Origin of the sequence: Flavipsychrobacter stenotrophus (genome assembly GCF_002954265.1) — a bacterium.
Taxonomy (GTDB): Bacteria; Bacteroidota; Bacteroidia; order Chitinophagales; family Chitinophagaceae; genus Flavipsychrobacter; species Flavipsychrobacter stenotrophus.
In genome coordinates this window covers 153,948-177,106 of record NZ_PPSL01000007.1, presented here as the reverse complement: position 1 = coordinate 177,106, position 23,159 = coordinate 153,948, and the positions used below count along the sequence as shown (strand labels likewise).

Here is a 23,159-nt window from a genome sequence, read left to right as displayed (position 1 = left end):
TGGTAGTTCATGTGATAACAATTTCAACATGAAGACCCTTTTATAATCTAAAAAGCCCTGCTGTAGGCAGGGCTTTTCTAAATAATATGTGGATGACTATGGCTTTTTTATATTGAACCAGCCATTAGATACATTTATAACAGTGCCATTTGCCATATTCAACGCCTGGAAATGGAACTTGCCAATGATCCTAAGCGGATCGTTCCTTAATATCTGTACCTGGCCTACGTTGCCCAGGTTGCTATAATAAGTGATTGCGCTGCTACCAATACTATCACTGTACATCATATACCTATAAACGTTGTTCAGCCCAAGTGGATAAATATTAGTTGCGTAAACGTCGTTGAGCTCAAAACGAAAGCCACGACCCGGGCTGATGTATCCTGTAATGATATTGGTGCCACCACTACCCAAAAAGAAGCCTGTCTTTGTTGAGTCTACATTAAAGTAATTGCCATTTACATTAGCGCTTATGGCATCTGTACCCGACCAGTTAAAGCCTGCGGAATCCAGTTGATCAAATGGATTCACACTTCCATTTGCTGCCGACAGAGGATTGGCATTATAGTCGCCATTACTACATGCAAAAAATGTGCATGCAGCCAATACAGCGATGATAGAGAATAGAACCTTTTTCATACTTTTTTATTTTAGCCCGCTAAAGATACTCAATAAATTGATAAGTTAAATACTGCAATATAAGAGATTGAGCATCTAATCGCTTTTTTATACACAATGATAAAACAAAATATTAAATTACGGAACGCTTTTTGATCAGAAATACGTCATGTTCAGGATTTTTTCTTTGTTATTCTTAGTGTTTACATTTTCTTTCCCATTCACATACGGACAGCAGGTCATGTCTGCAAAAGTATATGATGCCGAGAGCAAGCAGCCCGTGCCTTTTGCCACTGTAAGGTTCAGCATAGCCGACCGTGGAACTATTGCCGATCTTGATGGCGTGTTTGTTGTAAATGAGCCGGATGCAGGTATTAAATGGGTAGAGATCTCATGCCTTGGTTATCAACCATTAAAGGTTACTATCCCTTTTACAAGCAATAAGGTTTACTTGCAAAGAACCGCCAACGGGCTAACGGAAGTGGTGATCAAACCACCATTTGATAAGATAAGGCGAATACTCAACGCAGCCATAGCCAATAAAAGCAGCAATAATCCTGACAAATACGACTGGTACCGCTGTAAGGTCTACTATAAAATGCTCGCAGATATTTCGCTGCCCGATTCTGTATTGAACGACACAGGAAAGGATGCCAAAGAAATGCGGGATATACTGGCCACACAGCATCTGCTGATGTCTGAGACCTACAGTATCCGCACCTGGAAACAGCCGCAGCAGCTGCAAGAGGAAGTAATTGGATCCAGATTTTCGGGGCTGAAGAAATCTCTGTTTACGGGTCTTATAACTGATGTTTTGCCATTTCACGCCTATAGCGATTATATTCAACTGAACGGAAAGGATTATCATAATCCGCTAAGCAAGGGGTATGACCAATATTATAAGTTTGACATCGTGGATGAGATCAGTCAGGGGAATGACACCACGTGGGTGCTTAGTTTCAAGCCTAGAGCTAAAGTACTGAATGAACTTAAGGGTACGCTGTATATCAACTCTGATGGCTATGCTATATCGCATTTTATAGGCAGTGCAGCCGATACCATCCTTAAAAGGGTAGTACGTATAGAGCAGCAGTACGAGCAGGTTATGGCCGATGGAGCGAAACATTGGTTCCCATCCCGATTGAACTATATTATTGAGTGGACACAGAAGACGAAGAAGTCGTCTATGACCTACCACCTGAAGGGTAATTCACGTATAGATTCTGTGCGTTTTAAAGAGGATGATAATTTCCGCTTCGATAAGCGCCACACGGTCAAGATGATGGATGATGCGGACCAACTGCAAGACACTGTGTGGAAAGCTATGCGGCCGGAGGTATTGGATAGCAAAGAAGCCCGCACGTACCAGATGGTAGATAGTTTCGGCGACGCCAAACATTTCGACAGATTTATGAGCTACTTATCTCGGTTACCGGAGGGTAAGGTGAGCATAGGGAAATTTGATGTGAACCTGTTGCGTATCTTCCAGTCGAATTATTACGAGGATTACAGATTGGGACTCGGACTGCAGACCAATGAAAAAGTAATAAAGTGGTTATCGGTTGGTGGATGGGCAGGATATGGAACACGCGATGCACACTGGAAGTACGGAGTGTTTACAGAACTATATGCCGACAAAGCGCAGGAATTTGTTTTCAAGGCATCTTATACCGATGAGATCAATGATCCGGGTAGGGTACATATTCACCCCGACCTGGACCAGAATTACCTAAACGCCTATCTGCTGAACAGGGTAGACCAGATAAAAACATATAGCCTTGGTATAAAGAAAAAGCTGGGCTACTGGAGCCTGGAGCTTACCGGCAGGCAGCAGGATATTGTGCCCAAATATGCCTACGCATTCGAGCACAATGGGGTAGACTATACAGCCTTTAAAGCCAATGAACTGTCCCTTAGTTTCAGGTATGCATTTGCCGAACGTACAGCTCCGTTCTTTGGCAGATATTACACACTGGGTAGCAAGTACCCGATAGTGTATGGAAAGATCACTGCAGGTAATTTGCAAGGGGTGGGCACGGATATACCGTATACCCAAATAGCGGCTGCCATAAGCTGGCAGAAGCACTTAAACAGAATAGGCAATGAACGCTTCCTGGTGAGCGCCGGTAAGTTGTTTAGTAATGATCAATTGCCACTCGGAAAACTGTTTGCAGGCAATGGCTATCGGTATGACCAAAATGGAGGATTGTCGGTTTACTCTTTTGGCGGGATGCTCACCATGTATCCTTATGACTACTATACCGACCAGTTTGTAAATGTGATCTGGCGACATGACTTTGATAGTAAACTGTATAAGTTTACTGTACCGGGTTCATCGTTTAGTTCGGCACCATACATAGCGTTGCAATACAACATGCTATACGGTACACTACAACACCGAGAGACACAAAAATTCGTAGCATTTGGCGTGCCGGATAATGCCTACCATGAAGCCGGAATATTGTTGAACAACCTGGTAAAACTAAAGTACCTGAATCTATACTATTTCTCTTTTAACGCAGGCTACTTCTATCACTTTACACCAGTAACGGATTTGAATAAAAATGGAAAGATTGTGTTGGGATTTGATGTGCAGTTCTGACAAAGAGGTTCACGTCCGCAATTTTGCGGGATAAACTCCGGGTCAAAGAAATGCCACAAAGGCTATTTTGGTAAAAGAACGCAAAGTCGGTCACTGCGTAATGACAATAGAGCCCCAAATATTTTGATATCTGGGCTTATAAAACGACAACGGCACCCACATGGTGCCGTTGTCGTTTTATGTTTTTTAACCTGTCTATTTCTTTACAACTAGTGCATCGGCCATTTTATCGTGGAAGGTTTGTTTTTTATCGTCCCAAAGCATCATAAAGTAGCCAATAAATATTATCAGGCCGGATATAAGCTTAGCCCAATAACGGATAGATGCTGCGGAGAAAGTAAGCCTGTCGCCGCGGAGATCGGTTACAATTAAACCTACAGCCTGTTTGCCTATTGTTGCCTGATTCTGGCCTGATTCCATATATGCACTATATAACCAACCTACAATACATTGCACTATCAGGGCAAGTATCTTCGCCATCCACCCTGTGGTTATTGCTCCAATGCTAAAAGAGATCACCATGTTAGGTATAATCAATACCAATCCATCTATAAATGCACCGCCAAAACGTCTCCAAAATCCCGCATATACCACCTCGTATTCGGGGAAAATAGATTCTTCAATTATTTCCATAGTTGTGTTTTTCTTATAAATGTAAAATAAGATGAACGAAAATCAAAAGCCTGCTGAAATTTCAAAGAATCTCGGCAGGCTTAAGAAATGTTATTCTGTACTATGTACTATCTACGCCTTCACTTCCAATCCCAACTCTTTCAATTGGCTATCATCAATAGCCGATGGTGCATCCAGCATCACATCGCGGCCAGAATTATTCTTAGGGAAGGCGATAAAGTCGCGGATGGTTTCCTGTCCACCAAGCAATGCGCATAGTCTGTCGAATCCAAATGCGATACCGCCATGTGGAGGTGCGCCGTATTCGAAAGCGCCCAGCAAGAAGCCGAATTTCTCCTGTGCTTCTTCTTTGCTCATACCCAATGCAGCAAACATTTTTTCCTGCAGGTCGCGCTGATGGATACGGATAGAACCACCACCTATTTCGGTGCCGTTCAATACTATATCATAAGCGTTTGCTTTGATCTCTGCATAACGGCTCAGATCTTTCATCAATTCAATATGCTCCGGCTTAGGAGAGGTGAACGGATGATGTCTTGCTACCCAGCGGTTGTTCTCTTCGTCTAGCTCAAACAGCGGGAAGTCTATAACCCACAGTGGCTTGTAAACGTCATGATCGCGAAGGCCCAGGCGGTTACCCATTTCCAGACGCAGCTCGCTCATAGCCTTACGGGTACGGGTTTCAGCACCTGCTAATACCAGTATCATATCGCCTGCATTAGCACCGCAGAAGGTAGCTACTTCTTTCAGTTGCGCTTCGTTAAAGAACTTGTCAACGCTGCTCTTGAGTGTACCATCAGCATTGCACTTGATGTTGATCACGCCGGTCATGCCTATCTGCGGGCGCTTTACCCACTCCGTAAGCTCATCTATCTGCTTGCGTGTATAATCGCTTGTGCCCGGTACTGCTATGGCCAGTATTGTTTCTGCTTCATTGAACACCTTGAAGTCAACGCCATTCAGCGTGGCACAATGTACATTGCCGGTTGCCTTCAGGTTCTGAATCTTCATTTCAAACCTTATGTCGGGCTTGTCATTACCATAGTGCCACATAGCATCATCAAAGGTCATTCTTGGGAATGCTTCAGTGATCTCCACACCCTTTACATCTTTGAATACATGCTTGAACAAGCCTTCAAAAGTGTTTAGGATATCTTCCTGCTCTACAAAACTCATTTCGCAGTCTACCTGTGTGAACTCCGGCTGGCGGTCTGCACGCAGATCCTCATCGCGGAAACATTTTACTATCTGGTAATACCTGTCATAGCCGCTCACCATCAGCAATTGCTTAAAGGTCTGCGGACTCTGTGGCAGTGCATAAAACTCACCCTGGTTCATTCTCGATGGCACTACGAAATCGCGCGCACCCTCGGGGGTAGACTTAATAAGGAAAGGTGTTTCTATATCCCAGAAACCAAGTGTATCGAGGTAGTTGCGCACACTGCGGTTTACCTTGTATCTCAGTTCCAGATTACGGCGCAGAGTAGGGCGGCGCAGATCGAGGTAGCGATATTTCATGCGTAGTTCATCTCCACCGTCTGTATTTTCTTCAATTGTAAATGGCGGTACATCACTGGCATTCAGTATGGTGAATTGCGTAACTTCTACTTCTATATCACCTGTTGGTATCTTGCTATTCTTGCTACTGCGTTCTATGACCTTGCCGGTTACCTGCAGCACAAATTCACGGCCCAGAGGAGTTTTGTCCAGCTCTGCATTCAGAGCTTCGTTAAATAAGAGCTGGGTAATTCCATAACGGTCTCTGAGGTCGGTAAAGGTGATACTTCCGAATTTACGAACGGTCTGCACCCAGCCGGCCAGGGTTACTTGTTCACCTGCGTGCTGCATGCGCAGTTCTCCGCAGTTTTTGGTACGATACATATTATTGGTTTGAAAAACACTGCAAGATAAAATAATTAAATGAGGGGAGGAGGGATGGTGGGAAATAAAGCTGTTTAATGTATTGGGTTACCCCTGATTAGCGATTTAACAAATGTTTGCTTCACCGCAACTGATAATTAGTAGGTAGATATGTAGATTTATTTTCAAACATAAAACACATATCATCATGAATAAATTGCTTAGTGTCTGCGCAGTTGTTTTATTGCTTTCTGCATCGTCTTGTGGTGACCGATTACCAAAACCAAAAGCAGAGACGCCAACCCACACGCCCAAGGTACTAAAGAACGATGAGCCGTCTTATACCCGATTTTCCAAACGTAGTTCTTCTGATTTAGTAGATGAGCTTTATAGCGAAATGGTAGAGAAAAACCCACAGCTAAAAAAGCTTGAAGGAAACATTCAGATGTTGAATGAAGGGAGAACAGATTCTGCCGCGGCTTTTAATAATTATGCGGAGAAGAATTCTACCTACTACGCGGCTGCCAATTCACATGCAGGTCAGATCATCGATTCCGTACTTCGGAAGAAAGTAAAAGATATGATCGTGTCGAGCGTGTCAGATTATAATGCTATCACGGCAAAACACGACGCATTACTTAACATTATTGATGCCAAATCGACAAGCCTGAAAGACCTCCATGTTGCATTGAAAATTGTAAAGACCCTCGCCGTTATCCATAAATATCAAACAGAAGACCTGCCCTCAATAATGCCTATCGAGCACTATCTTCAGCAGCAGAATGAAGCCATAAAACAGGCGGATATGATGCTAAAAAAATAAGAAGCAAAATGTACTGATCAGATTTGGTAACTTTTTAAAAATTCTCACATCTTTGGAAACTAAATCTTGCATTTCTACATTGTCAAATTGCCGAATTGTCTCATTGTCAAATTCTTGACCTCCCTATCCGTATCATCTTCAAAGCCGTTATTGCCGCTTCTTCACCTTTATGGCCATGAGTGCCGCCAAGGCGTTCCCAGGCCTGATCTTCATTATCGAGCGTCAGTACACCGAATATTACAGGAACAGGTAGCATTAGGTTTAGTTGAAGTATACCATCTGTTACGGCCTGGCTTACATATTCAAAGTGCGGTGTACCGCCTCGTATAACTGCGCCAAAGGCCACAATTACTTCAGGTTTGTGTTCTTGTTTCAGGTAATGCTCCCACAGCTGCTTTATAGCAAATGGCAGTTCAAAGCAACCCGGTACTGCCACCTTCTCTATGATATCACCATCGTACTTGTGGAACTCGCCTTCAAAGCCATTGAGCAATTCACGGATTATCTTATCATTCCATTCTGTGTAGACTACTGCTGCCCTTGGGCCAGCCATATTCTCCAGGTGGTGTGTATCCAGTAATCCGCTATTATGTTGAGACATTGTATCTAAAATTAAAAATCAAAAGTAAAAAAATAAAGGGTTCGTTCTGAGAAGTGTTCTATTTGAGGTTAGAACAAACGGGTCATTGCGAGGAACGAAGCAATCTAGTATCGGGACGTATTCGTTTTGATGTACCTCCAACTCACCGCTCTCCAACTAGTCCGTTGGCATTTCCCCCTTCTTCACAGACACCGATCCCTTTGGATTGGTGATCTGATACCAGGTAAAGTCCTGGTTGGCTTCAAGGCCATTGCCATGCAGTACATCGCCACCGGTCATTATCGTCACTGGTTTCTCGGTAAATATTTTAGCTGTTTCGTTGCTCCATACCAACTCTTCGGTATTCAACTGCTCACCCTTAGAAGTTACTATCTGCACATGGCCCCACATCAGTATGTTTCCGGTTTGGTCATACCCACGGCAAGAATCTGCAGTAATGGTATTGTTCAGCACACCGCTATCGCTATAAAACTCTACTTTTATTTTGGTGTTCAGGTCGGTATACGCCGGGCGTGCAGCATCGTTTTTTATGTATTCATGGGCAAACAGGCGGGCTTTCACCTTGCTGTTCTTACTGTAGATACCGGTTATATCTTCGGCCCTGTCCTCATGATTATTCCTTTTGCCTGTCAGTGATTGTATCTCTTTGGGGTCATTCTTACAGGCGGCAACGCTACAAAACAAAACACCCGGAATAATGATCCGGGTAATTGTTGTAAATATCGATCTGTAAAATGGATTAATCATATCTTCTTGGAATGAACCACTTTTCATTAAATGTCAGTCCGAGTCCGAATCTTACATAGGTCTGTTGCAGCAGGTTGTTGGTATGTGTACCTATGCGACCAACATCTATAGAAGTATGCAACCTTGAATGGCTGCGGGTATTCCTTTTATAAGGGAAGCTACCACCAAGGGTGAAGCCGTATACCGGTAATGCTGTGTTGCTCAGGTTGATGTAATCCTGTCCGTAATAAAAACCTGCGCGATAAGTAACTCTTGAAAAGTAGTTACGCATGTCATTCATATTAGGAGTGTATTCTCCACCTACAGATAATTTGTATGCCGACTTGCCAACACCCAGATTAAAGGTGCTATCAGGTGAACTGCTGTATTTGCTCCAGTCGCTCATAGAGTAGTCGACACCTACACTCCACTTTTCAAAGCGTGCTAAAGTAACACCTATGCTGTAAGACACCGGTAATTTCAATTTGCCTTTTTGTTCTACCACCGATTTAGATGTGTCATTCACCAGTGTATCGCCGAAGTTGTAGATGCTCACCTGGTAGTTGCTTACGCGTTCATTAAGGTTTTGTCCCAATGATAATGTACCACCTATCCTGAAATGTAGGTCAGTGTCATGACCTACCATGTGTTCGTAGATAAAACCACCTTTCCAATACAGGCCGCCAAGGCGTGTGTATCTCGCAAACTGCGCTTCGTATGCATGGCTTACACTAGGTGAGTCAGACGATACAGAAGTGAAATTGCGGTAGTTGCCAAACAGGTAGCCCAGGTTGAAACCAACGCTCAACCCTTTGATCCTGTAAGATCCGCCAAGATATGCATAAGACAATCCACCATCACCTGCATAAGAACGGATAGAAGTACCCATTGCAGTTTTTGAGGTGTCAAGCAAAGCGTAGTAAGTGCGGGAGAATGGGCGCAAGCCTAAAGAAAAACCTCCGCGCTGATTTATAGGGATACCCAGATTAAGATAGCCTAATGAAGCTGTACCTGTAGTATAAGATGCTCCTGCTGCATTGGTAATAGTGCGTATGCTGGCAAGTCCACCACCTTGAAAAGTAGTTAGTGCAAGGCATGAATATGATGCCGGATTATCCGGGTTAACAACATATGCATCCTGGTAAGACGATGTAATGTTACCCATACCCTTAAGTACGTCCGGGTTACCATTCCACAACTCACCAATGCCGTATTTGGAATAAGGGTTATTCTCTCTTTGCGAATTTGGATTGCTGTAAGTGCTTGTTTGAGCAAATGACGCATTACTCAGTACTACAAACAGAAATGCGACGAAGCACTTAGCGGAGAATTTATACATTATAGTTTAAAATTACATTTAGCCCTTTCAGCAAGATATCAGGGTCAGCAAATATCTGACTTTTAAATTTGTCAACAAAGAAAGGAGCATCCCCCCCAGTTAATATGACGTTAAAATCAGTAATGGTCTTCTCATATGCGGCTATCATACCATCTATTTCGCACGCCACGCCATATATAGCACCGCTGCGTATGCCCGACTCTGTATCATAGCCCATAAGTACAACATCGCCGTCTATACTCACTTCAGGCAGCTTATTGGTGAATTGGTGCATAGCATGCAGCCTCATTTGCATACCCGGAGATATAGAGCCACCGCGGAAAGTGCGGGTCTTTAATACCATGTTGTAAGTAATGCAGGTGCCCAGGCAAATAACTAGGTTGCTCTTGTCCGGGAATGCAGCATTGGCACCTACTACCATAGCTAGCCTGTCGGGCCCCAGTGTTTCGGGTGTACCATAGGCATTATTGATAGGGGTACGTGTAAAACCATCCAGTTTGATGAATGACTTGATCTTTGAAGCCAGTACCTGCTCAAATTCAGCACTTTCGCCCGTTACAGAGCTGACAATAGCCCGCTCAGGTTTGTGCGTATCTATTATCGAAGATATTTCCTCAATTGCCTTGGCATGAGTCAAAACAAATGTTTTGCTGATCGAATTGTTTTCAAATATTGCGGCCTTGATATTGGTGTTACCCCAATCAATGCAGAGATTTACGGACATGGCTATTGTTTTTGAGCACCCGCAAAGTAGTAATTTTTCGTATTTTATTGTAGATATGGGTGTTTTTTAATTGTAGGGTGTTGGATGCTAATGAATTCTTATATAGTAATCTGTGCTCATTGACAGATTTGACAACTTTCTAAAAAGTTGTCAAATCTTATTCAGATACAAATACATAAAACCGCTTTCTACACTCTTTCCCGCTCTCGCGTAGCATTCTTACCTTCGTGCTATGACAGATAGAAAACCCGTAATTCTTATATCTAATGATGATGGTATTACCGCGCCCGGCATACGCGCGCTGGTAGAAGCGGTTAAAGACCTTGGACAGGTGATAGTTGTAGCGCCCGATAGTCCGCAGAGCGGTATGGGGCATGCCATAACCATAGGTAGCCCGTTGAGACTACATAAAGTGGAAGTGTTTGATGGGGTAGAATCGTGGCAGTGCAGTGGCACTCCTGCAGATTGTGTGAAACTTGCCAAAGACAAGATACTCCACACCAAGGCCGACCTTTGCCTGAGTGGTATCAATCATGGAGCTAATAATTCGATCAATGTAATTTACTCCGGTACCATGAGTGCCGCCATGGAGGCTGCCATAGAAGGTATTCCTTCAATAGGTTTTTCTCTTTGCGATTTCAAATTTGATGCAGATTTTACACTGGCAAAAACAGTGGTGCGCGACATAGTAAAACGAATGCTGGCGGAGCCTATGCCTGAGCATACACTACTCAATGTAAATATACCCGTAGTAGCCGCTGCCGATTATAAAGGCATGAAGATATGCCGCCAGGCAAAAGCCAAATGGGAAGAAGACTTTGACCATCGCATAGACCCGCGCGGCAAAGACTACTACTGGATGGTAGGCAGTTTCCTGAATATGGACACCGGTACAGACACGGATGTAGCAGCACTAGAACGCGGATATGCATCAGTAGTGCCCATAAAAATTGACTTCACCGACTACGCTACTAAGACAATGCTGGAAGGCAAGTGGAAAGATAATGGTTTAGGGATATAAACAGATATGGCACACTTTAAATGTGTGCCATATCTAATTTCTAGATCTTTTATCTTCTTACCCAATCACCTTACTCTTCTCCAGGTAAGCTGTCCAGTCGTCCAGCTGTTTACCTTTCAATACCCTTGGGAACTTATTCATTGCACCATACTTGCCCTTAAAGCGGAGATAGTCGATGAAGGTTTTGCTCGGGAGTATCTCCACGTATATCTCCTTCAGCGCCGATGTGCGCTCTACTTCGTAGTCATCGTTCAGCTTGCAGAGTGCTTCGTCTATTAGTGTCTTTATCTGCTCAGGATTAGCATTGGCATCATCACAACCCAGGTACCACTTATGCGCGAAACGGTTGTCTTCGGGGAAACCCGCAACAGTAAACTCGCGGATAGTAATGCCCAGGTGAGTAGATACGGTTTCTATAGCCCTGTTCATATTGTCTACAGAAAGGTGCTCGCCACACATGCTGAGGAACTGCTTGGTGCGGCCTACAATGGCTATCTCATATTCCTTAGCATCGGTGAACTTTATTACATCACCTATCAGGTAGCGCCATGCGCCTGAGCAGGTACTTAATAAGACCGCATATTCCACATCCTGCTTCACCTCGTGCACCATAAAGGTTTTAGGGTTGGGCTTTATGTTGCCATCTTCATCAAAATGATCGCTGGTAAAAGGGATGAACTCAAAGAAGATACCCGCATTCAGTACCAGCTTTATACCACCGCCCGGCCTTGCCTGGAATCCAAATGAACCTTCAGATGCCATATAGGTTTCTATATAGGTCATCTTCTTGCCCAGTATCCTTTTAAAGCTCTCACGATAAGGATCCATAGCCACGCCACCGTGTATATATACGCTCAGGTTAGGCCATATCTCATGAATATCTTTTACTCCATGATGCTTGATAACACGCTCCAGCACTATCTGCACCCATGCAGGTACACCACATACAATACCCACATCCCAGTTCTTTGCATTAAGCACTATCAGGCGTATGCGGTCTTCCCATTTGGTGCGCTTTGATATCTTTTGTCCCGGCTTGTACAGCAGGCTGCTCATCCATTTAGGCATATTCTTGGCACTTATGCCGCTCATATCCCCTTCGTAGTATTCGCCTTTTTCAAATAATGAGGTAGTACCGCCCAGCATCAGTATCCCTTTTTCAAAGGCCACCGGTGGTATCTTATAGTTGGCCATGCTATACAACTGCTTGAAACCAACTTTCTTTATAGATTTGATCATATCCTGCGTAACAGGTATATGCTTGCTTGCAGATTCTGATGTGCCTGAACTTAATGCGAAGTATTTGACCTTACCCGGCCAGCACACATTTTCCTTTCCCTCCTGGCATAGATGCCACCATTGGTTGTACATATCGTCATAGGTATGCACAGGCACTGTAGTTCTGAATTTGGTAGCCAGGTCTATTTCCTTGCTCAGCATGCTGCCAAAGCCATAGTGCTTGCCGAATAATGTATATTGTCCCCTGTCCAGGAGTTGGCGTAAGGTATATTTTTGGTAGGTTTCAGGACTAGCTACCGGCAGATTGAACTTTTTACGTAGTTGTAATGAGCGAGCTATCAGATTACCTAATATTGCCATTGATGCTGTAATTGTACTTGAAAAGTGAAACCGCAAAAGTATAAATTACTATGTTAATATTGTTATAACGATTTAATATTGTTGATACGCATATGATTCCCCCACTTGCGACTGTTCCAATATTGTTAATTCAGCAGGCAGATTTCCAATATCTTATACTATTTTCCTAAATTGCTGCCATGTTACGCAATACCCTTATAGCAGCATTTTTATTTTGTCAGGCAGCAGCCTACGGACAGCAGAAAGAAAGCCCGGCACGTATACCGGTTGAGCAGATCAATTACGAAGCTATGGGCGCTCCTATGCCTGCTATGCTGTTACTCACAAATGATACGGCTACTGCTGTAAAGACAAAAGGAAGAAAACATAAGAAGCAGGATGACTTTACGTTGTCTCCCTACAACACTAAAATGTACACCGAACAACATTTTGACAATAAGGCAAACCTTATCGTTATGATGTTCAATCCTACCTGCGGTCATTGCGAAGACCAGACGGACCGATTTATTAAGGAGATTGCACTGTTCAAAAAATCTAAGCTGGTGCTTATGGCCAATCTGGGAATGAAGAGTTACCTGCCGGCGTTTGCTACCAATCACCACATTGCCCAATATCCCGATGTTATTACCTTGGGTGTGGATAGCGCAGACTTTATTAAAAACACATTCCTTTACCAGGCCTTGCCGCAGATCAATATCTATAGTGCCGACCGCAAGCTGCTGAAGACGTACACGGGTAATGTATCTATGGATACCCTTGCACAGTTCATACAATAATCAATAACCCTCGCATGCATCGTAAATTACTGGCTATAGCTCTTGTTTTGTGCCAGTACTATACGCATGCGCAACAGAAGGGTAGTGTGCCTAACAATACAGCTGCGCGTGTAGTAGACTATGAGCATGTAGGCTCACCTATGCCCTTAATGCGTGTGGTGTCTGTTGATAGTAATGCAAAGGTGCTTACCCATAAGAGTGTAGATAATGGCGCCAACCTGCTGGTGATGCTATTCAATCCGCAATGTGGTCATTGTGAAGATCAGGCGGAACTGCTGGTGAAGAATATAGGTGTATTTAAGCAATCTAAACTGGTGATGATGGTAGTGCCGGAGATGGGCATATACCTGCCCAATTTTATCAGGTCTTTTCGCTTAAACGAGCATCCGGAAGTTATAAAGGTGGGAGTGGATAGCGGGGGCTTTATAAAGAATACTTTTCTATACCAGACATTACCCCAGATCAATATTTATAACAGCGATAGAAGACTGATCAAAACGTACTCTGGTGGCGTTTCGATGGATACCCTGATGCAGTATATACAATGATGCCGCACCAGGGTAATATTTTTATAAGGATGGAGGGTATTTTTTATGCCATAGCTTCCTTGCTTTTTACATAAGTACGTACTTTGCGCACATAGTCGAAGTAGCCATTCTGCATACGCACCCAGAAGGTGATGAAGATAGCCAGGCCCAGCCCGCCAAGGATGTAGGTAAACAGCATCTCATTGGCGTAGTACAATACTCCGGTTACAATAAAAATAATAGCGCAGGCAATCATTACCAACTGCGGCACGCCCTGATCAAATTTGCGCATTTCTGACTTGATCATAACATTAGTTTTGCCGCCATTCTCATTGAACCGAACCCATGTAATTGGCAGCGTTTTAATGGATTCTTCCTGTTCGGCATGAGGAATGATGCTTAGTGCTTCTTCGTCTTCCATTACCTCGAAGTCCAGGTTGTGGATCTTAACATGTTTGCCGATAAGGCGACGTTTAAGGTCTTCTCTTGTAAGTGAAGATTGGTAGGAAAAGGAACGTGTAAAAAACATACGCTTTGCTTTTAAACGGTTAAGAACTAATTTATATGAAAGGTAACCAATATTCGCTGAATTTCAAATGTTTCATTACCCGAATTTAATAGCTCAAAAATCAAGCCAATTCTAATCAGTCGAGAAATTTCTACAGGATATTAATTACTAATATAACGATGCTTAGTTCCGGTTATTGCATATATAGCGTATAGTGTTGATTTCTTTAACGTTTTGTATGTATTTTAATTAAAAGTTAATAAAATGCTTTTAGGCAGAAGTGAAAGAATAGCAAAAAGCATGGAGATGGTTTGTAGAAAAAATTTATTTAGTAAATGGCCCCGATCGGGGCCATTTACTATCATTTTCTTGAGTGTATCTTACTTATTGCCAATAATGTGGAAATAGTTCTCCACCATATTCTTATAGTATGGTTTCAGTTGCGGGGGAACTGTCTTGTAAAGATCCAGCAGTTGTTTCTGATCGGTACGATACTTTTGCAGCATAGGCGGAATAGGGCGGCTTATCTCCTTTGCGCTTTCAGAGCTGCGTTTATCATCCTGCTCCTGTTCGCGAACAGCTTTGTCTACCTCCAGCAGGCGTGTCAATATCTCGCGCTGTCGTTGTATCATTTCGGCGGTGAGCCTGCGGTTTACAATGTCAGTTTCGTTCTTGTCCATCTTCTGCTCCAGTTCACGCAATGTTTTGCTGTTGCCGTTCTGGCCTTTACTGTTCAACAGGCTGCTTAGTTCCTGTATCTTACGGCGTATCTGCGCTTGTTGTTCCGCAAGTCTTGCCAGCTGTTCAGGGTCGCCATTTTCATTATCGCTATCGCCGCTTCCACTGCCGCCACCACCTTGTCCGTCGCTGCCTTGCTGTCCGGGTTGCTTGCCGCCGGGTTTGTTGCCTTGTCCCTGTCCCGGTTTATCACCCGGTTTCTGTCCTGGTTTGTCGCCCGGTTTATCGCCTGGTTTTTCACCCGGTTTCTTGCCCGGCTTGTTGGCCTGGCTACGCTGCATCTGTTGCATGGCATTGCCCAGCTTTTCCTGTTCGGTGATAATGTCTTTCATCTGGTCACCGGGGCCGGGCTTTGGTTTCTTGCCTCCGGGCTTCATGCATTTGCCTTCGCCACCTTCCTGGTCTTGCTGCTGCATGAGGTTCGACAACATTTCATTCAGCATCAATGCCAGATCATTGGTCTTGGTCATCACATATTGCTGGTTCATAAGCGCACCGCCTACATTCCTGTTCTCCAGTGCATCTACCGATAGTTGCATGTAATGTTCCAGATCGGTAGTGTTCTTGTTAATGAGTGCGGGTAGCTTATCATTGCGCTTGCTCAGTGCAAAAAGGCTGTCCTTTATCATCATAGAGTTGCGCAGCAGTCTGTGTTGCTCTTCCTGGTTCTCTACATATGCCTGGCTTGCTGTTGATGTGCGTTTCACATCATTCATCAAGGCTTCCTGATCGAACGACAAGCGGATAAGGTTGCTTAGCAATTGCCTTACCGCACGTATGTCTATATCCAGCTGTTCGGCGTCCATGCTTTCGGCACCTTTGCGCATGGCCTGCGCCATATCCTGTAATTTCTTAGCGGCACTTTTCTGAGATTTTCCGGCTTTCTTATTGTCCTTTTTATCCAGTTCCTGCTCACTCTGTTCCATATCTTTCTTAGCGTCCTCTGCCTTCTTCTCGGCATCATTCAGTCCCTCTTCCTTTTTTGTTTTTTCTGCCAGCTTCTCTATCTCTTTCATGTCCTCCTTCATCGTCTTTTCCAGTTCCTTTTTCAGGTCTTCCTGGTCCTTCTTCAGTTGGTCGGTCTCCTTTTTCGATGCATCAGTTTCTTTGCTCAGCGCGTCTTCCTTCTTCGCAAGCTCATCCACCTTGTTGGCCATGTCTTCAATCTTCATCTGCTGCTCCAGCTTGGCCATAAGCTCCTGCATACGCTGCATGTCCATGTTGAAGAGTTTGTTCTCCTGCTGCATCTGCTTCATAGCATCTACTGCCTGATCTTTATTCAGCTTCTGCATCATCTCCTGCAGCTTCTTTAGTTGCTCCTGCAGTTCTTTGTTCAGCAGGTTGTTCATCTGCTCCTGCAGTGCTTTCTGCTTTTCCTTTACCTCATCGCTATATTTCTTTTGCTCGCTCTGCTGTATCTGCTCATCAAATTTCTGCTTTACATTTTCCAGCTGGGTCTTCAGGTTCTCCTGCTTCTTCAGCATCTCCTGCAGGTCTTGCTGCTGCTCCCAGTCCATCTTGTCGCTTTGCAGCATCTTGCTCTGCATGTCCTTATAGTCGCTCTGCATCTGCTTCGTTTCCTGTGCACTTTTGCTCAGGCCGGATCTGATCGCTTTAGAGTTTTCGTTGATAGCAGAATCGAGCTGTTTGGCATCAAATGCCTGGTAGCTCATTACCTCGCTTCGGGTAGATTTATTGCCGTGCACACCATCATTGTCCCATGCTTCTATGAAGTAAGTAACCTTGTGACCCGGTTGCAGGTTAAGCGAGTTGACATCAAAATATTGTTCAAAAGAAGTAAGTGCGCCCTGGCTGATCTTTAACGGCAGGCTTTTTTTGATCAGGCTCTTTTTGTCGGCAGTGATCTCGTAGTTAAATGTAGCGCGTGTTATTGCATAATCATCGCCTGCGGTACCTGTAATCAGTATTTGCTTGCCTGTAATAGTATCGCGCACCTGCTGTGTTTGTATCACAGGATATTGGTCGGGGATCACCTGCACCTGGTAGCGGTAGCTATCGGCTACCACACTCTGGTTATTGCGCAGGGTAATGGTGTAGGCGGTGTCGGCCATGAAACGATACTTGAAGCCATACATATCTTCGGTGCTGTTGAGTACCACCGGGGTGCCTGCTTCGCCAAAGCGGATACTTGCAGCATCGGTATGTTCTGTAAACAATGCCCACGTAACGGTAGTCCCCACCGGCAATACCATATCGCCAAGGCTACTGCGTACTTCGTTTTTCTTGCCGATGTACGCAGGGTAGTTGATGTCTACTTTGAATGATTTCAGAACAGGGCGCTGAGCAACCTTCAGCGTAAATTCATTAGAGTAAAAGCCTGCGGCAAATATTCTGAATTTTACAGCAGCCGTAGGATTCTTAAAGGTGTACTGAAAAGTATGATTTTCCAGCGGCTGCATCTGCACACGTTCACTGCCTATTTCTACCGATGCCTCTGCCGGCAGGGTATTCCCCTTCATTTCAACAGTAAGGATAAAGTCTGTATTGCGGGTGGCAGTAAGGTTGGTATTCTTGATAATGAACTGGAACGGTGCAGGTTTTTCAAATGCCTTTGTTGGTTGCAACAAGCGGGTAGACGCCTCGGTAAAAACATTGGGGGCTGCTACCAGCAGGAAAATACCAACGAGCAAAAGTGGTAATAAAAACGGCAGGTATTTTTTATTCTTTGACAGATCGATAGCCGATGACATAGGCACGAGCGATATCTGGCTGATCTTCTGGTTGATACTGGCTTCGGCCAGTTCGCGGCTTTCTGAACTCGCCACCTGGCTTTTCAGTTGTAAAATATTCAGCAGCTTATCGCTCACCTCGGTAAAATGACTGCCTATGATCTCTGCTGCCTGCTCATGACTGATGACCTTGCCCAGCTTTGCCATTTTTGTAAGCGGTATGATCACCCACGCTACTAGTGAGATACCTCCCAATAAAAGGAAAGCAGATACTATACCAATACGCACACCCACGGGCAGGTACAGGTAATACTCACCCACAGTTACCAAAAGCACATAAAACAACAGGCAGCTAAGAAAAACCAATGTTCCCCTCAAAACCTTATTTGCGTAAAATTTGCGGATAAAAGCATCCAGGCTGCCAATCAGCCACTCGTAATTGTTCATAGAATATCCTCGCTATGCAATATAGGCGATTATTTTGTGAGGGAATGGCAGATAAAAGTTAAAAATCAAAACTGAAAAGTAAAAAGCGGTTGATGTGGATAGCCGGCGCTAGAGAGCCTCAAGAAAGCCATTTTTTGAAAATTGGCGGTTTTTTTGCGTTTCCGGCAGATTATTTTAGGCAGTTTCCTATGTATGCTCATGTGGTAAAGGCTTGTATCATATTTGCAAAACCACCAGTTTCCGCAGTTTTCCGCAGTTTTCCGCAGTTTTTCCGCAATTTTCCGCAGTGTTTGGTGGAAATTGGTGGAAAGTTGGTTGGGTTTCTGTCCATCGAGAGCGTCAGGATGACACGGAGCAAAGGCTGCTGAAGGATAAGTCGCTTTTCATTTTGATAGTTTTAAAAGGTTATTTAAAGTGGTGTAAAATTACATTGGGTTATTTATATCTCAAAATATACATATCCACATTTTGTCGTTAGGGCACCAGGCTTACTCGTGCAAACTGTCTACATACAGGTTTTCCACCTTTGTACGCGCCCATTGGGTTTTGCGCAGGAAGGTGAGGCTAGATTTGATGCTTGGATCTTTTTGAAAGCAGTTGATGCGAATTTCTTCGCCCAGGCGTTCCCAGCCATATATCTCAACCAGGCGGGTGAGGATAAATTCGAGTGTTTTGCCGTGAAGGGGATTGTTTGCCTGTGTTTCTGCCATGGGGCAAAATTAGGAAATTTAATGGCTATGTGATAACGGGCGTTACAAACGCCCTGCCATTGCATCCGCGTTACAAACGCGGACGAGGCTCACGTAGAAAAATTAAAAAGGGCAATTAGTATTGTTTGCTACTAATTACCCTTTTGCCTTTTTTAACTTATTACCTCATCAATTTACTTTATTCCCAGGTGCTCCTTTATGAATTTTATAGAGATATCCATTGCTTCGGTTGCGGCCTTTACATCGTATTTAGGGTTGCTGGGGTTAGCAAAAGCGTGAACGGCTTTGAAGTCTTTCTGTGTGTACTTCACCTTGGTCAGGGACTTTACATTTTTTGCAAATTCGTCTACCGATTCTTTGGTGATGAACCCATCTTCTGTACCGCGAATATATAGTACATCGGCCTTCAGGTTTTTGATATGGTCTTTATCAGCATCCGGGAAGCCATAGTACATAACACAACCTTTGGCTTGTGAGCCTGCTGCTAATGTACCTGCAAATGACCAGCTACCACCCATACACCAGCCCAGGGTCACTACCTTTTTGTCTTTACCTATTTTCTGCATCAGTCCGTTAATGATGGCCATAGCGCGCTCTGGTTTCAAGCCACCCATCATTTTACCGGCTTCGTCGGGTGTAGTGGCTACATTACCATCGTAGAGGTCTACAGCGTACACTTCTACATTGCCACCCAGTTTCTTCTGAATGTTCTCTGCTTCTCTCTTTATATAGTCGTTCAGTCCCCACCACTCATGGAAAATGATCACAACTTTATCCGTAGTTGCCTTTGAGGGTAGATAGAAAGCTTTACTCTTGCTGTTGTCGGGAGTAGTGAATGACACATCTTCACCGTTATCAGATTCGTAGGTGAAGGGTAGCGGTGCTTCATGCGCACCCTTAAAATCTATATTCATTGCCAATTCCTGCATTCCTGATCGTTTACGGCAACAGTTTTGGGCAGTGCTAACTGAAGACTGCAAAAGCATAGCAGTGGTGGCTAAAAGTAGTAGTTTGCGCATGTGTTTAATTTTGTAAGTACAAAGCTAAACAAAATAGATAAGTATGTAGGTACATCTTTATCTTTGTTTTGATATACATTTATTGAGCAAAACAATAATCAATATCATTGTTGGTGAATGGCGCAAATAATTATCTTTGCGCTGCAAAAAGAAAATTTTTTACTCAAAAAATATAATCAGATGAAAATTACAGTAGTAGGTGCCGGTGCCGTAGGTGCAACATGTGCTGACAACATTGCTCGCAGAGAGCTGGCAGAAGAACTGGTATTGTTGGACATCAAGGAAGGTTTTGCTGAAGGTAAGGCGCTTGATATTTCTCAGACAGCATCTTTGCTGGGTTTTGATACCCGTGTAGTTGGTGTTACCAATGACTATAGCAAGACAGCTAATTCTGATGTTTGTGTGATCACTTCAGGTATTCCGCGTAAGCCGGGTATGACCCGTGAAGAACTGATAGGTACCAATGCACGTATCGTTGAGAACGTATGCAAGAGCCTTTTGGAGCACTCACCAAACACTATCATCGTGGTTATATCTAACCCAATGGATACTATGACTTACCTGGCGTTGAAGAGCACAGGTTTGCCAAAGAATCGTATCATTGGTATGGGTGGTATACTGGATAGCGCACGTTTTAAGTGTTACATTCAGAAGGAACTGAATTGCTCTGCTAACGATCTTCACGCTACAGTAATTGGCGGTCATGGTGATACTACAATGATACCTCTTACACGTCTGGCTACTATCAATGGCACGCCAATATCTAACATGATAGCTGCTGACAAGTTGAAACAGATAGCTGCAGATACAATGGTAGGTGGTGCAACCCTTACTAAGTTGTTGGGTACAAGTGCATGGTATGCTCCGGGTGCGGCAGGTGCTGCATTGGTTGAGTCTATCGTACGCAATCAGAAGAAAGTATTCCCTTGCTGCGTAAGCCTGGAAGGTGAGTATGGCCAGAACGATATATGCCTGGGCGTACCTGTAGTAATAGGTAGCAACGGTTGGGAAAAGATCATTGACTACAAGCTGAATGCAGAAGAAATGGAAGCATTCAACAAGAGCGCTGAAGCTGTTCGCAACATGAACCAGGTATTGGATACTTTGGTAGCATAATTCAATAGTAAGTCATAAGTCTTTCTTACTTGATAGATATTGAAAAGCGCCTCCTTGCGGGGCGCTTTTTTTATTGCGTCACTGCCTATTGAAAGAATCATTGCTGGAAAGATTATCTTTATTTTCTGATGCATTGTTTATGAAGAACTTTGTTGCGACTATAATATTGTTACTGATCACCTACGGGGCCGTAGCGCAGGAAGATAAATTGATTGCTGCATTTAAGGCGGGAATAGTGGAGAGCCTTGACTCGAATTATACAGAAGTACAGTCGAGATACTTTTCATACATAGTGGAGCCGTTGCGAGTAGGGAGCTCTTTTGCCTTACAGGTAATTTATTTCAAACCAGATACAATAAAGATATCGAAGAGTGCCCTAGCAAAAGCACTGGCCTTAAAGGATGATCCCATATACAGGAATAATATTGAAAAACTCATTAACGGAACTCCAAGCCAGCGAAATACAGGCTATATGTTGATCACCTTTTTCAAGGATACTACTTATTACGAAGAGCTATGGAGACGGTTTGACGGGCTGAATAGTGTGGCAGATAATGCAGCAGTGTTGTACCCCTGGATGATGAAACTATTTCCAAGAGAAACTGACAAGGTGTTTGAAGTAGTAATGCGCCACCGGGAATGGTTTGATGTGACGCTGGTGCCATCGTTTATGCTATATATGGAACATCAGAGTGTAGTTACAACGCTATATAAGCATCTCAATGACACGTCCTTTTACGTTCGGGATATAGCTTTGAATACTATTGCATTAGTTGATACTACTACGAGGGGAGATAGTGCCGTTATTACTGCGCTTAATACATGGCCTACCGAGGAGAAGAAAAGCGCTATTGTTGCCTTGCAAATGAGGACGAAACTGCGATTAAAACAATTACTTGAACCTTATGTGAAGCAGCCTGTACTACATGAAGTTATTGCAGAAGCCTTATACCTGAGTAGTTATTGGGAAGATGGGGCATATGCCGACCAGTTTTGTACAAAAGGGGAGCATGTTATGTATTCAGAAAAGAAGGATTGGCATCTATTGGAATTGAAAGTACTACGGCAGCAATTGTTTGATAATTGAGTTGTGAGATAAAGCAAAGCAAACTCACATGATATCACTAACGTGAGTTATTAATTTGCCAGCTCCCTAAAAGTATCTCCCTGACTCATATCACCGGTCTCATAACCTTTTTTGAACCAGTACATACGCTGTTTTGATGTTCCATGGGTGAATGCATCTGGAACTACGCGGCCCTGGGTTTGCTTTTGCAGGCGGTCATCGCCTACTGCATTGGCTGCATTGAGGGCAGCTTGTATATCTCCCGGTTCTATTACTACTGGATTGTCTTTGCTGTTCATTTTTTCGGCATAGTGTGCCCATACGCCTGCATAAAAATCGGCCTGTAGTTCCAGCATTACCGATGTGCTGTGCGGGCCACTGCGATCACCATTGCCGCGAAGCCTGCTCATTTTTTGCGTGGTGCCCATCAGGTATTGTATATGATGGCCTACCTCGTGTGCAATTACATAGGCATTGGCAAAATCTCCGGGTGCGCCGAAGCGGTCTTTAAGTTCGTTGAAGAAAGATACATCGAGGTATATCTTCTGGTCTGACGGGCAGTAGAAAGGCCCTACTGCGGCAGATGCCCCACCACAGGCAGAATTCACTTCGTCCTCGAAGATGTTCAACCGAGGTTTCGTATAGGTCATGCCATTGGCAGTGAACAGGCTATCCCATATTACTTCTGTTTCTGCCAGTACAATAGAAGCGAAATTGCCTGCGCTGCCACTTTCAAAATGTTTGTTGGTTTCTATTGGCGCGTTGTTGGCGCTGCTGCCGGCCATACGGTTTACCTGGTCAGGCGTATAACCTGTTACCAGATATATAATCAGCCCAATGATGCCGGCACCTATACCACCACCAAGCAGTTTGCCTCCGCCACCACGGCCGCTGTATTCTACGTTATCGCTTTCTCTTCCGCCTAACCATTTCATATTTTAAGGAATTGCTCAATGGCTTAATTGCTCAATTGCTCAATGAGGATTATTGAATAATTCTAAAACTTATCTAAATCT

20 protein-coding genes are annotated in these 23,159 nt (G+C 43.9%); 7 read left to right on the top strand and 13 right to left on the bottom strand.

Translation table 11 applies throughout. The features are described 5' to 3' along the window. Positions 1 to 96: 96 nt before the first annotated feature. Complete coding sequence (locus CJD36_RS20700; protein ID WP_105041112.1) at positions 97 to 639, bottom strand: DUF6252 family protein; 543 nt, start codon at positions 637 to 639, stop codon at positions 97 to 99. 220 nt (positions 640 to 859) lie between these two features. Between CJD36_RS20700 and CJD36_RS20695 the strand changes: the two genes are divergently transcribed. Further along, positions 860 to 3,220 carry a DUF5686 family protein gene (locus tag CJD36_RS20695; protein ID WP_161499403.1) on the top strand — a complete coding sequence of 787 codons (2,361 nt, stop codon included), beginning with the start codon at positions 860 to 862 and terminating at the stop codon, positions 3,218 to 3,220. 195 nt (positions 3,221 to 3,415) lie between these two features. On the opposite strand, the gene CJD36_RS20690 is transcribed toward CJD36_RS20695, so the two are convergent. Then, positions 3,416 to 3,853, bottom strand: coding sequence for an RDD family protein (locus tag CJD36_RS20690; protein ID WP_105041110.1), 438 nt, complete (start codon positions 3,851 to 3,853; stop codon positions 3,416 to 3,418). 111 nt (positions 3,854 to 3,964) lie between these two features. Further along, positions 3,965 to 5,734: an aspartate--tRNA ligase gene (gene aspS / locus CJD36_RS20685; protein ID WP_105041109.1), complete on the bottom strand. Its 1,770-nt coding sequence runs from the start codon at positions 5,732 to 5,734 to the stop codon at positions 3,965 to 3,967. Positions 5,735 to 5,921: 187 nt separating this feature from the next. Between aspS and CJD36_RS20680 the strand changes: the two genes are divergently transcribed. Then, the gene (locus tag CJD36_RS20680) at positions 5,922 to 6,536 is read left to right on the top strand and encodes a hypothetical protein (RefSeq protein ID WP_105041108.1); all 615 of its coding nucleotides are present in this window, start codon (positions 5,922 to 5,924) and stop codon (positions 6,534 to 6,536) included. 106 nt (positions 6,537 to 6,642) lie between these two features. On the opposite strand, the gene ribH is transcribed toward CJD36_RS20680, so the two are convergent. The 4 genes from ribH to CJD36_RS20660 all read right to left on the bottom strand — a co-directional run bounded on the left by ribH (position 6,643) and on the right by CJD36_RS20660 (position 9,926). After that, entirely contained in the window at positions 6,643 to 7,137 is a 495-nt protein-coding gene (ribH, locus tag CJD36_RS20675; RefSeq protein WP_105041107.1) for a 6,7-dimethyl-8-ribityllumazine synthase, read from the bottom strand. 156 nt (positions 7,138 to 7,293) lie between these two features. Beyond that, positions 7,294 to 7,884, bottom strand: a complete 591-nt coding sequence (gene lptC / locus CJD36_RS20670) for an LPS export ABC transporter periplasmic protein LptC (protein WP_161499402.1) — start codon at positions 7,882 to 7,884, stop codon at positions 7,294 to 7,296. Next, a complete protein-coding gene (locus tag CJD36_RS20665) occupies positions 7,877 to 9,202 on the bottom strand; it encodes a porin family protein (RefSeq protein ID WP_105041105.1) in 1,326 nt (441 codons plus the stop codon). The genes lptC and CJD36_RS20665 overlap by 8 nt, the downstream gene beginning before the upstream one ends. Next, a complete protein-coding gene (locus CJD36_RS20660; RefSeq protein ID WP_105041104.1) occupies positions 9,195 to 9,926 on the bottom strand; it encodes a type III pantothenate kinase in 732 nt (243 codons plus the stop codon). The genes CJD36_RS20665 and CJD36_RS20660 overlap by 8 nt, the downstream gene beginning before the upstream one ends. 232 nt (positions 9,927 to 10,158) lie before the next feature. Here CJD36_RS20660 and surE point away from each other — a divergent pair, with 232 nt between their 5' ends. Further along, positions 10,159 to 10,947, top strand: coding sequence for a 5'/3'-nucleotidase SurE (gene surE, locus CJD36_RS20655; RefSeq protein WP_105041103.1), 789 nt, complete (start codon positions 10,159 to 10,161; stop codon positions 10,945 to 10,947). Between the two features lie 57 nt (positions 10,948 to 11,004). On the opposite strand, the gene CJD36_RS20650 is transcribed toward surE, so the two are convergent. After that, positions 11,005 to 12,546: a GH3 family domain-containing protein gene (locus tag CJD36_RS20650; protein WP_105041102.1), complete on the bottom strand. Its 1,542-nt coding sequence runs from the start codon at positions 12,544 to 12,546 to the stop codon at positions 11,005 to 11,007. A 179-nt stretch (positions 12,547 to 12,725) separates the two neighbouring features. Here CJD36_RS20650 and CJD36_RS20645 point away from each other — a divergent pair, with 179 nt between their 5' ends. Further along, complete coding sequence (locus CJD36_RS20645; RefSeq protein WP_105041101.1) at positions 12,726 to 13,322, top strand: hypothetical protein; 597 nt, start codon at positions 12,726 to 12,728, stop codon at positions 13,320 to 13,322. Between the two features lie 14 nt (positions 13,323 to 13,336). Next, the gene (locus CJD36_RS20640) at positions 13,337 to 13,870 is read left to right on the top strand and encodes a hypothetical protein (protein WP_105041100.1); all 534 of its coding nucleotides are present in this window, start codon (positions 13,337 to 13,339) and stop codon (positions 13,868 to 13,870) included. Between the two features lie 43 nt (positions 13,871 to 13,913). Here the strand turns inward: CJD36_RS20640 and CJD36_RS20635 are convergent, their stop codons facing one another. The 4 genes from CJD36_RS20635 to CJD36_RS20620 form a co-directional block, all read right to left on the bottom strand. Then, complete coding sequence (locus CJD36_RS20635; protein ID WP_105041099.1) at positions 13,914 to 14,378, bottom strand: hypothetical protein; 465 nt, start codon at positions 14,376 to 14,378, stop codon at positions 13,914 to 13,916. Between the two features lie 359 nt (positions 14,379 to 14,737). Next, complete coding sequence (locus CJD36_RS20630; RefSeq protein ID WP_105041098.1) at positions 14,738 to 18,232, bottom strand: DUF4175 family protein; 3,495 nt, start codon at positions 18,230 to 18,232, stop codon at positions 14,738 to 14,740. 488 nt (positions 18,233 to 18,720) lie between these two features. Next, positions 18,721 to 18,942: a VF530 family protein gene (locus CJD36_RS20625; RefSeq protein ID WP_105041097.1), complete on the bottom strand. Its 222-nt coding sequence runs from the start codon at positions 18,940 to 18,942 to the stop codon at positions 18,721 to 18,723. 173 nt (positions 18,943 to 19,115) lie between these two features. Continuing rightward, positions 19,116 to 19,961: a dienelactone hydrolase family protein gene (locus tag CJD36_RS20620; RefSeq protein ID WP_105041096.1), complete on the bottom strand. Its 846-nt coding sequence runs from the start codon at positions 19,959 to 19,961 to the stop codon at positions 19,116 to 19,118. Between the two features lie 180 nt (positions 19,962 to 20,141). Here CJD36_RS20620 and mdh point away from each other — a divergent pair, with 180 nt between their 5' ends. Next, positions 20,142 to 21,077 carry a malate dehydrogenase gene (gene mdh, locus CJD36_RS20615; protein ID WP_105041135.1) on the top strand — a complete coding sequence of 312 codons (936 nt, stop codon included), beginning with the start codon at positions 20,142 to 20,144 and terminating at the stop codon, positions 21,075 to 21,077. 139 nt (positions 21,078 to 21,216) lie between these two features. Beyond that, a complete protein-coding gene (locus CJD36_RS20610) occupies positions 21,217 to 22,164 on the top strand; it encodes a hypothetical protein (RefSeq protein WP_105041095.1) in 948 nt (315 codons plus the stop codon). 50 nt (positions 22,165 to 22,214) lie between these two features. Here CJD36_RS20610 and ypfJ read toward each other — a convergent pair whose 3' ends face one another. Then, entirely contained in the window at positions 22,215 to 23,078 is an 864-nt protein-coding gene (gene ypfJ, locus CJD36_RS20605; protein ID WP_105041094.1) for a KPN_02809 family neutral zinc metallopeptidase, read from the bottom strand. Positions 23,079 to 23,159: the final 81 nt, after the last annotated feature.

Coding starts and splice junctions, on each gene's coding strand:
- CJD36_RS20610 (WP_105041095.1), top strand. CDS start 21,217: ATGAAGAACTTTGTTGCGACTATAATATTGTTACTGATCACCTACGGG.
- CJD36_RS20650 (WP_105041102.1), bottom strand. CDS start 12,546: ATGGCAATATTAGGTAATCTGATAGCTCGCTCATTACAACTACGTAAA.
- CJD36_RS20630 (WP_105041098.1), bottom strand. CDS start 18,232: ATGAACAATTACGAGTGGCTGATTGGCAGCCTGGATGCTTTTATCCGC.
- CJD36_RS20635 (WP_105041099.1), bottom strand. CDS start 14,378: ATGTTTTTTACACGTTCCTTTTCCTACCAATCTTCACTTACAAGAGAA.
- surE (WP_105041103.1), top strand. CDS start 10,159: ATGACAGATAGAAAACCCGTAATTCTTATATCTAATGATGATGGTATT.
- CJD36_RS20665 (WP_105041105.1), bottom strand. CDS start 9,202: ATGTATAAATTCTCCGCTAAGTGCTTCGTCGCATTTCTGTTTGTAGTA.
- ypfJ (WP_105041094.1), bottom strand. CDS start 23,078: ATGAAATGGTTAGGCGGAAGAGAAAGCGATAACGTAGAATACAGCGGC.
- CJD36_RS20645 (WP_105041101.1), top strand. CDS start 12,726: ATGTTACGCAATACCCTTATAGCAGCATTTTTATTTTGTCAGGCAGCA.
- ribH (WP_105041107.1), bottom strand. CDS start 7,137: ATGTCTCAACATAATAGCGGATTACTGGATACACACCACCTGGAGAAT.
- CJD36_RS20625 (WP_105041097.1), bottom strand. CDS start 18,942: ATGGCAGAAACACAGGCAAACAATCCCCTTCACGGCAAAACACTCGAA.
- lptC (WP_161499402.1), bottom strand. CDS start 7,884: ATGATTAATCCATTTTACAGATCGATATTTACAACAATTACCCGGATC.
- CJD36_RS20700 (WP_105041112.1), bottom strand. CDS start 639: ATGAAAAAGGTTCTATTCTCTATCATCGCTGTATTGGCTGCATGCACA.
- CJD36_RS20660 (WP_105041104.1), bottom strand. CDS start 9,926: ATGTCCGTAAATCTCTGCATTGATTGGGGTAACACCAATATCAAGGCC.
- CJD36_RS20680 (WP_105041108.1), top strand. CDS start 5,922: ATGAATAAATTGCTTAGTGTCTGCGCAGTTGTTTTATTGCTTTCTGCA.
- CJD36_RS20690 (WP_105041110.1), bottom strand. CDS start 3,853: ATGGAAATAATTGAAGAATCTATTTTCCCCGAATACGAGGTGGTATAT.
- CJD36_RS20695 (WP_161499403.1), top strand. CDS start 860: ATGTCTGCAAAAGTATATGATGCCGAGAGCAAGCAGCCCGTGCCTTTT.
- CJD36_RS20640 (WP_105041100.1), top strand. CDS start 13,337: ATGCATCGTAAATTACTGGCTATAGCTCTTGTTTTGTGCCAGTACTAT.
- CJD36_RS20620 (WP_105041096.1), bottom strand. CDS start 19,961: ATGCGCAAACTACTACTTTTAGCCACCACTGCTATGCTTTTGCAGTCT.
- mdh (WP_105041135.1), top strand. CDS start 20,142: ATGAAAATTACAGTAGTAGGTGCCGGTGCCGTAGGTGCAACATGTGCT.
- aspS (WP_105041109.1), bottom strand. CDS start 5,734: ATGTATCGTACCAAAAACTGCGGAGAACTGCGCATGCAGCACGCAGGT.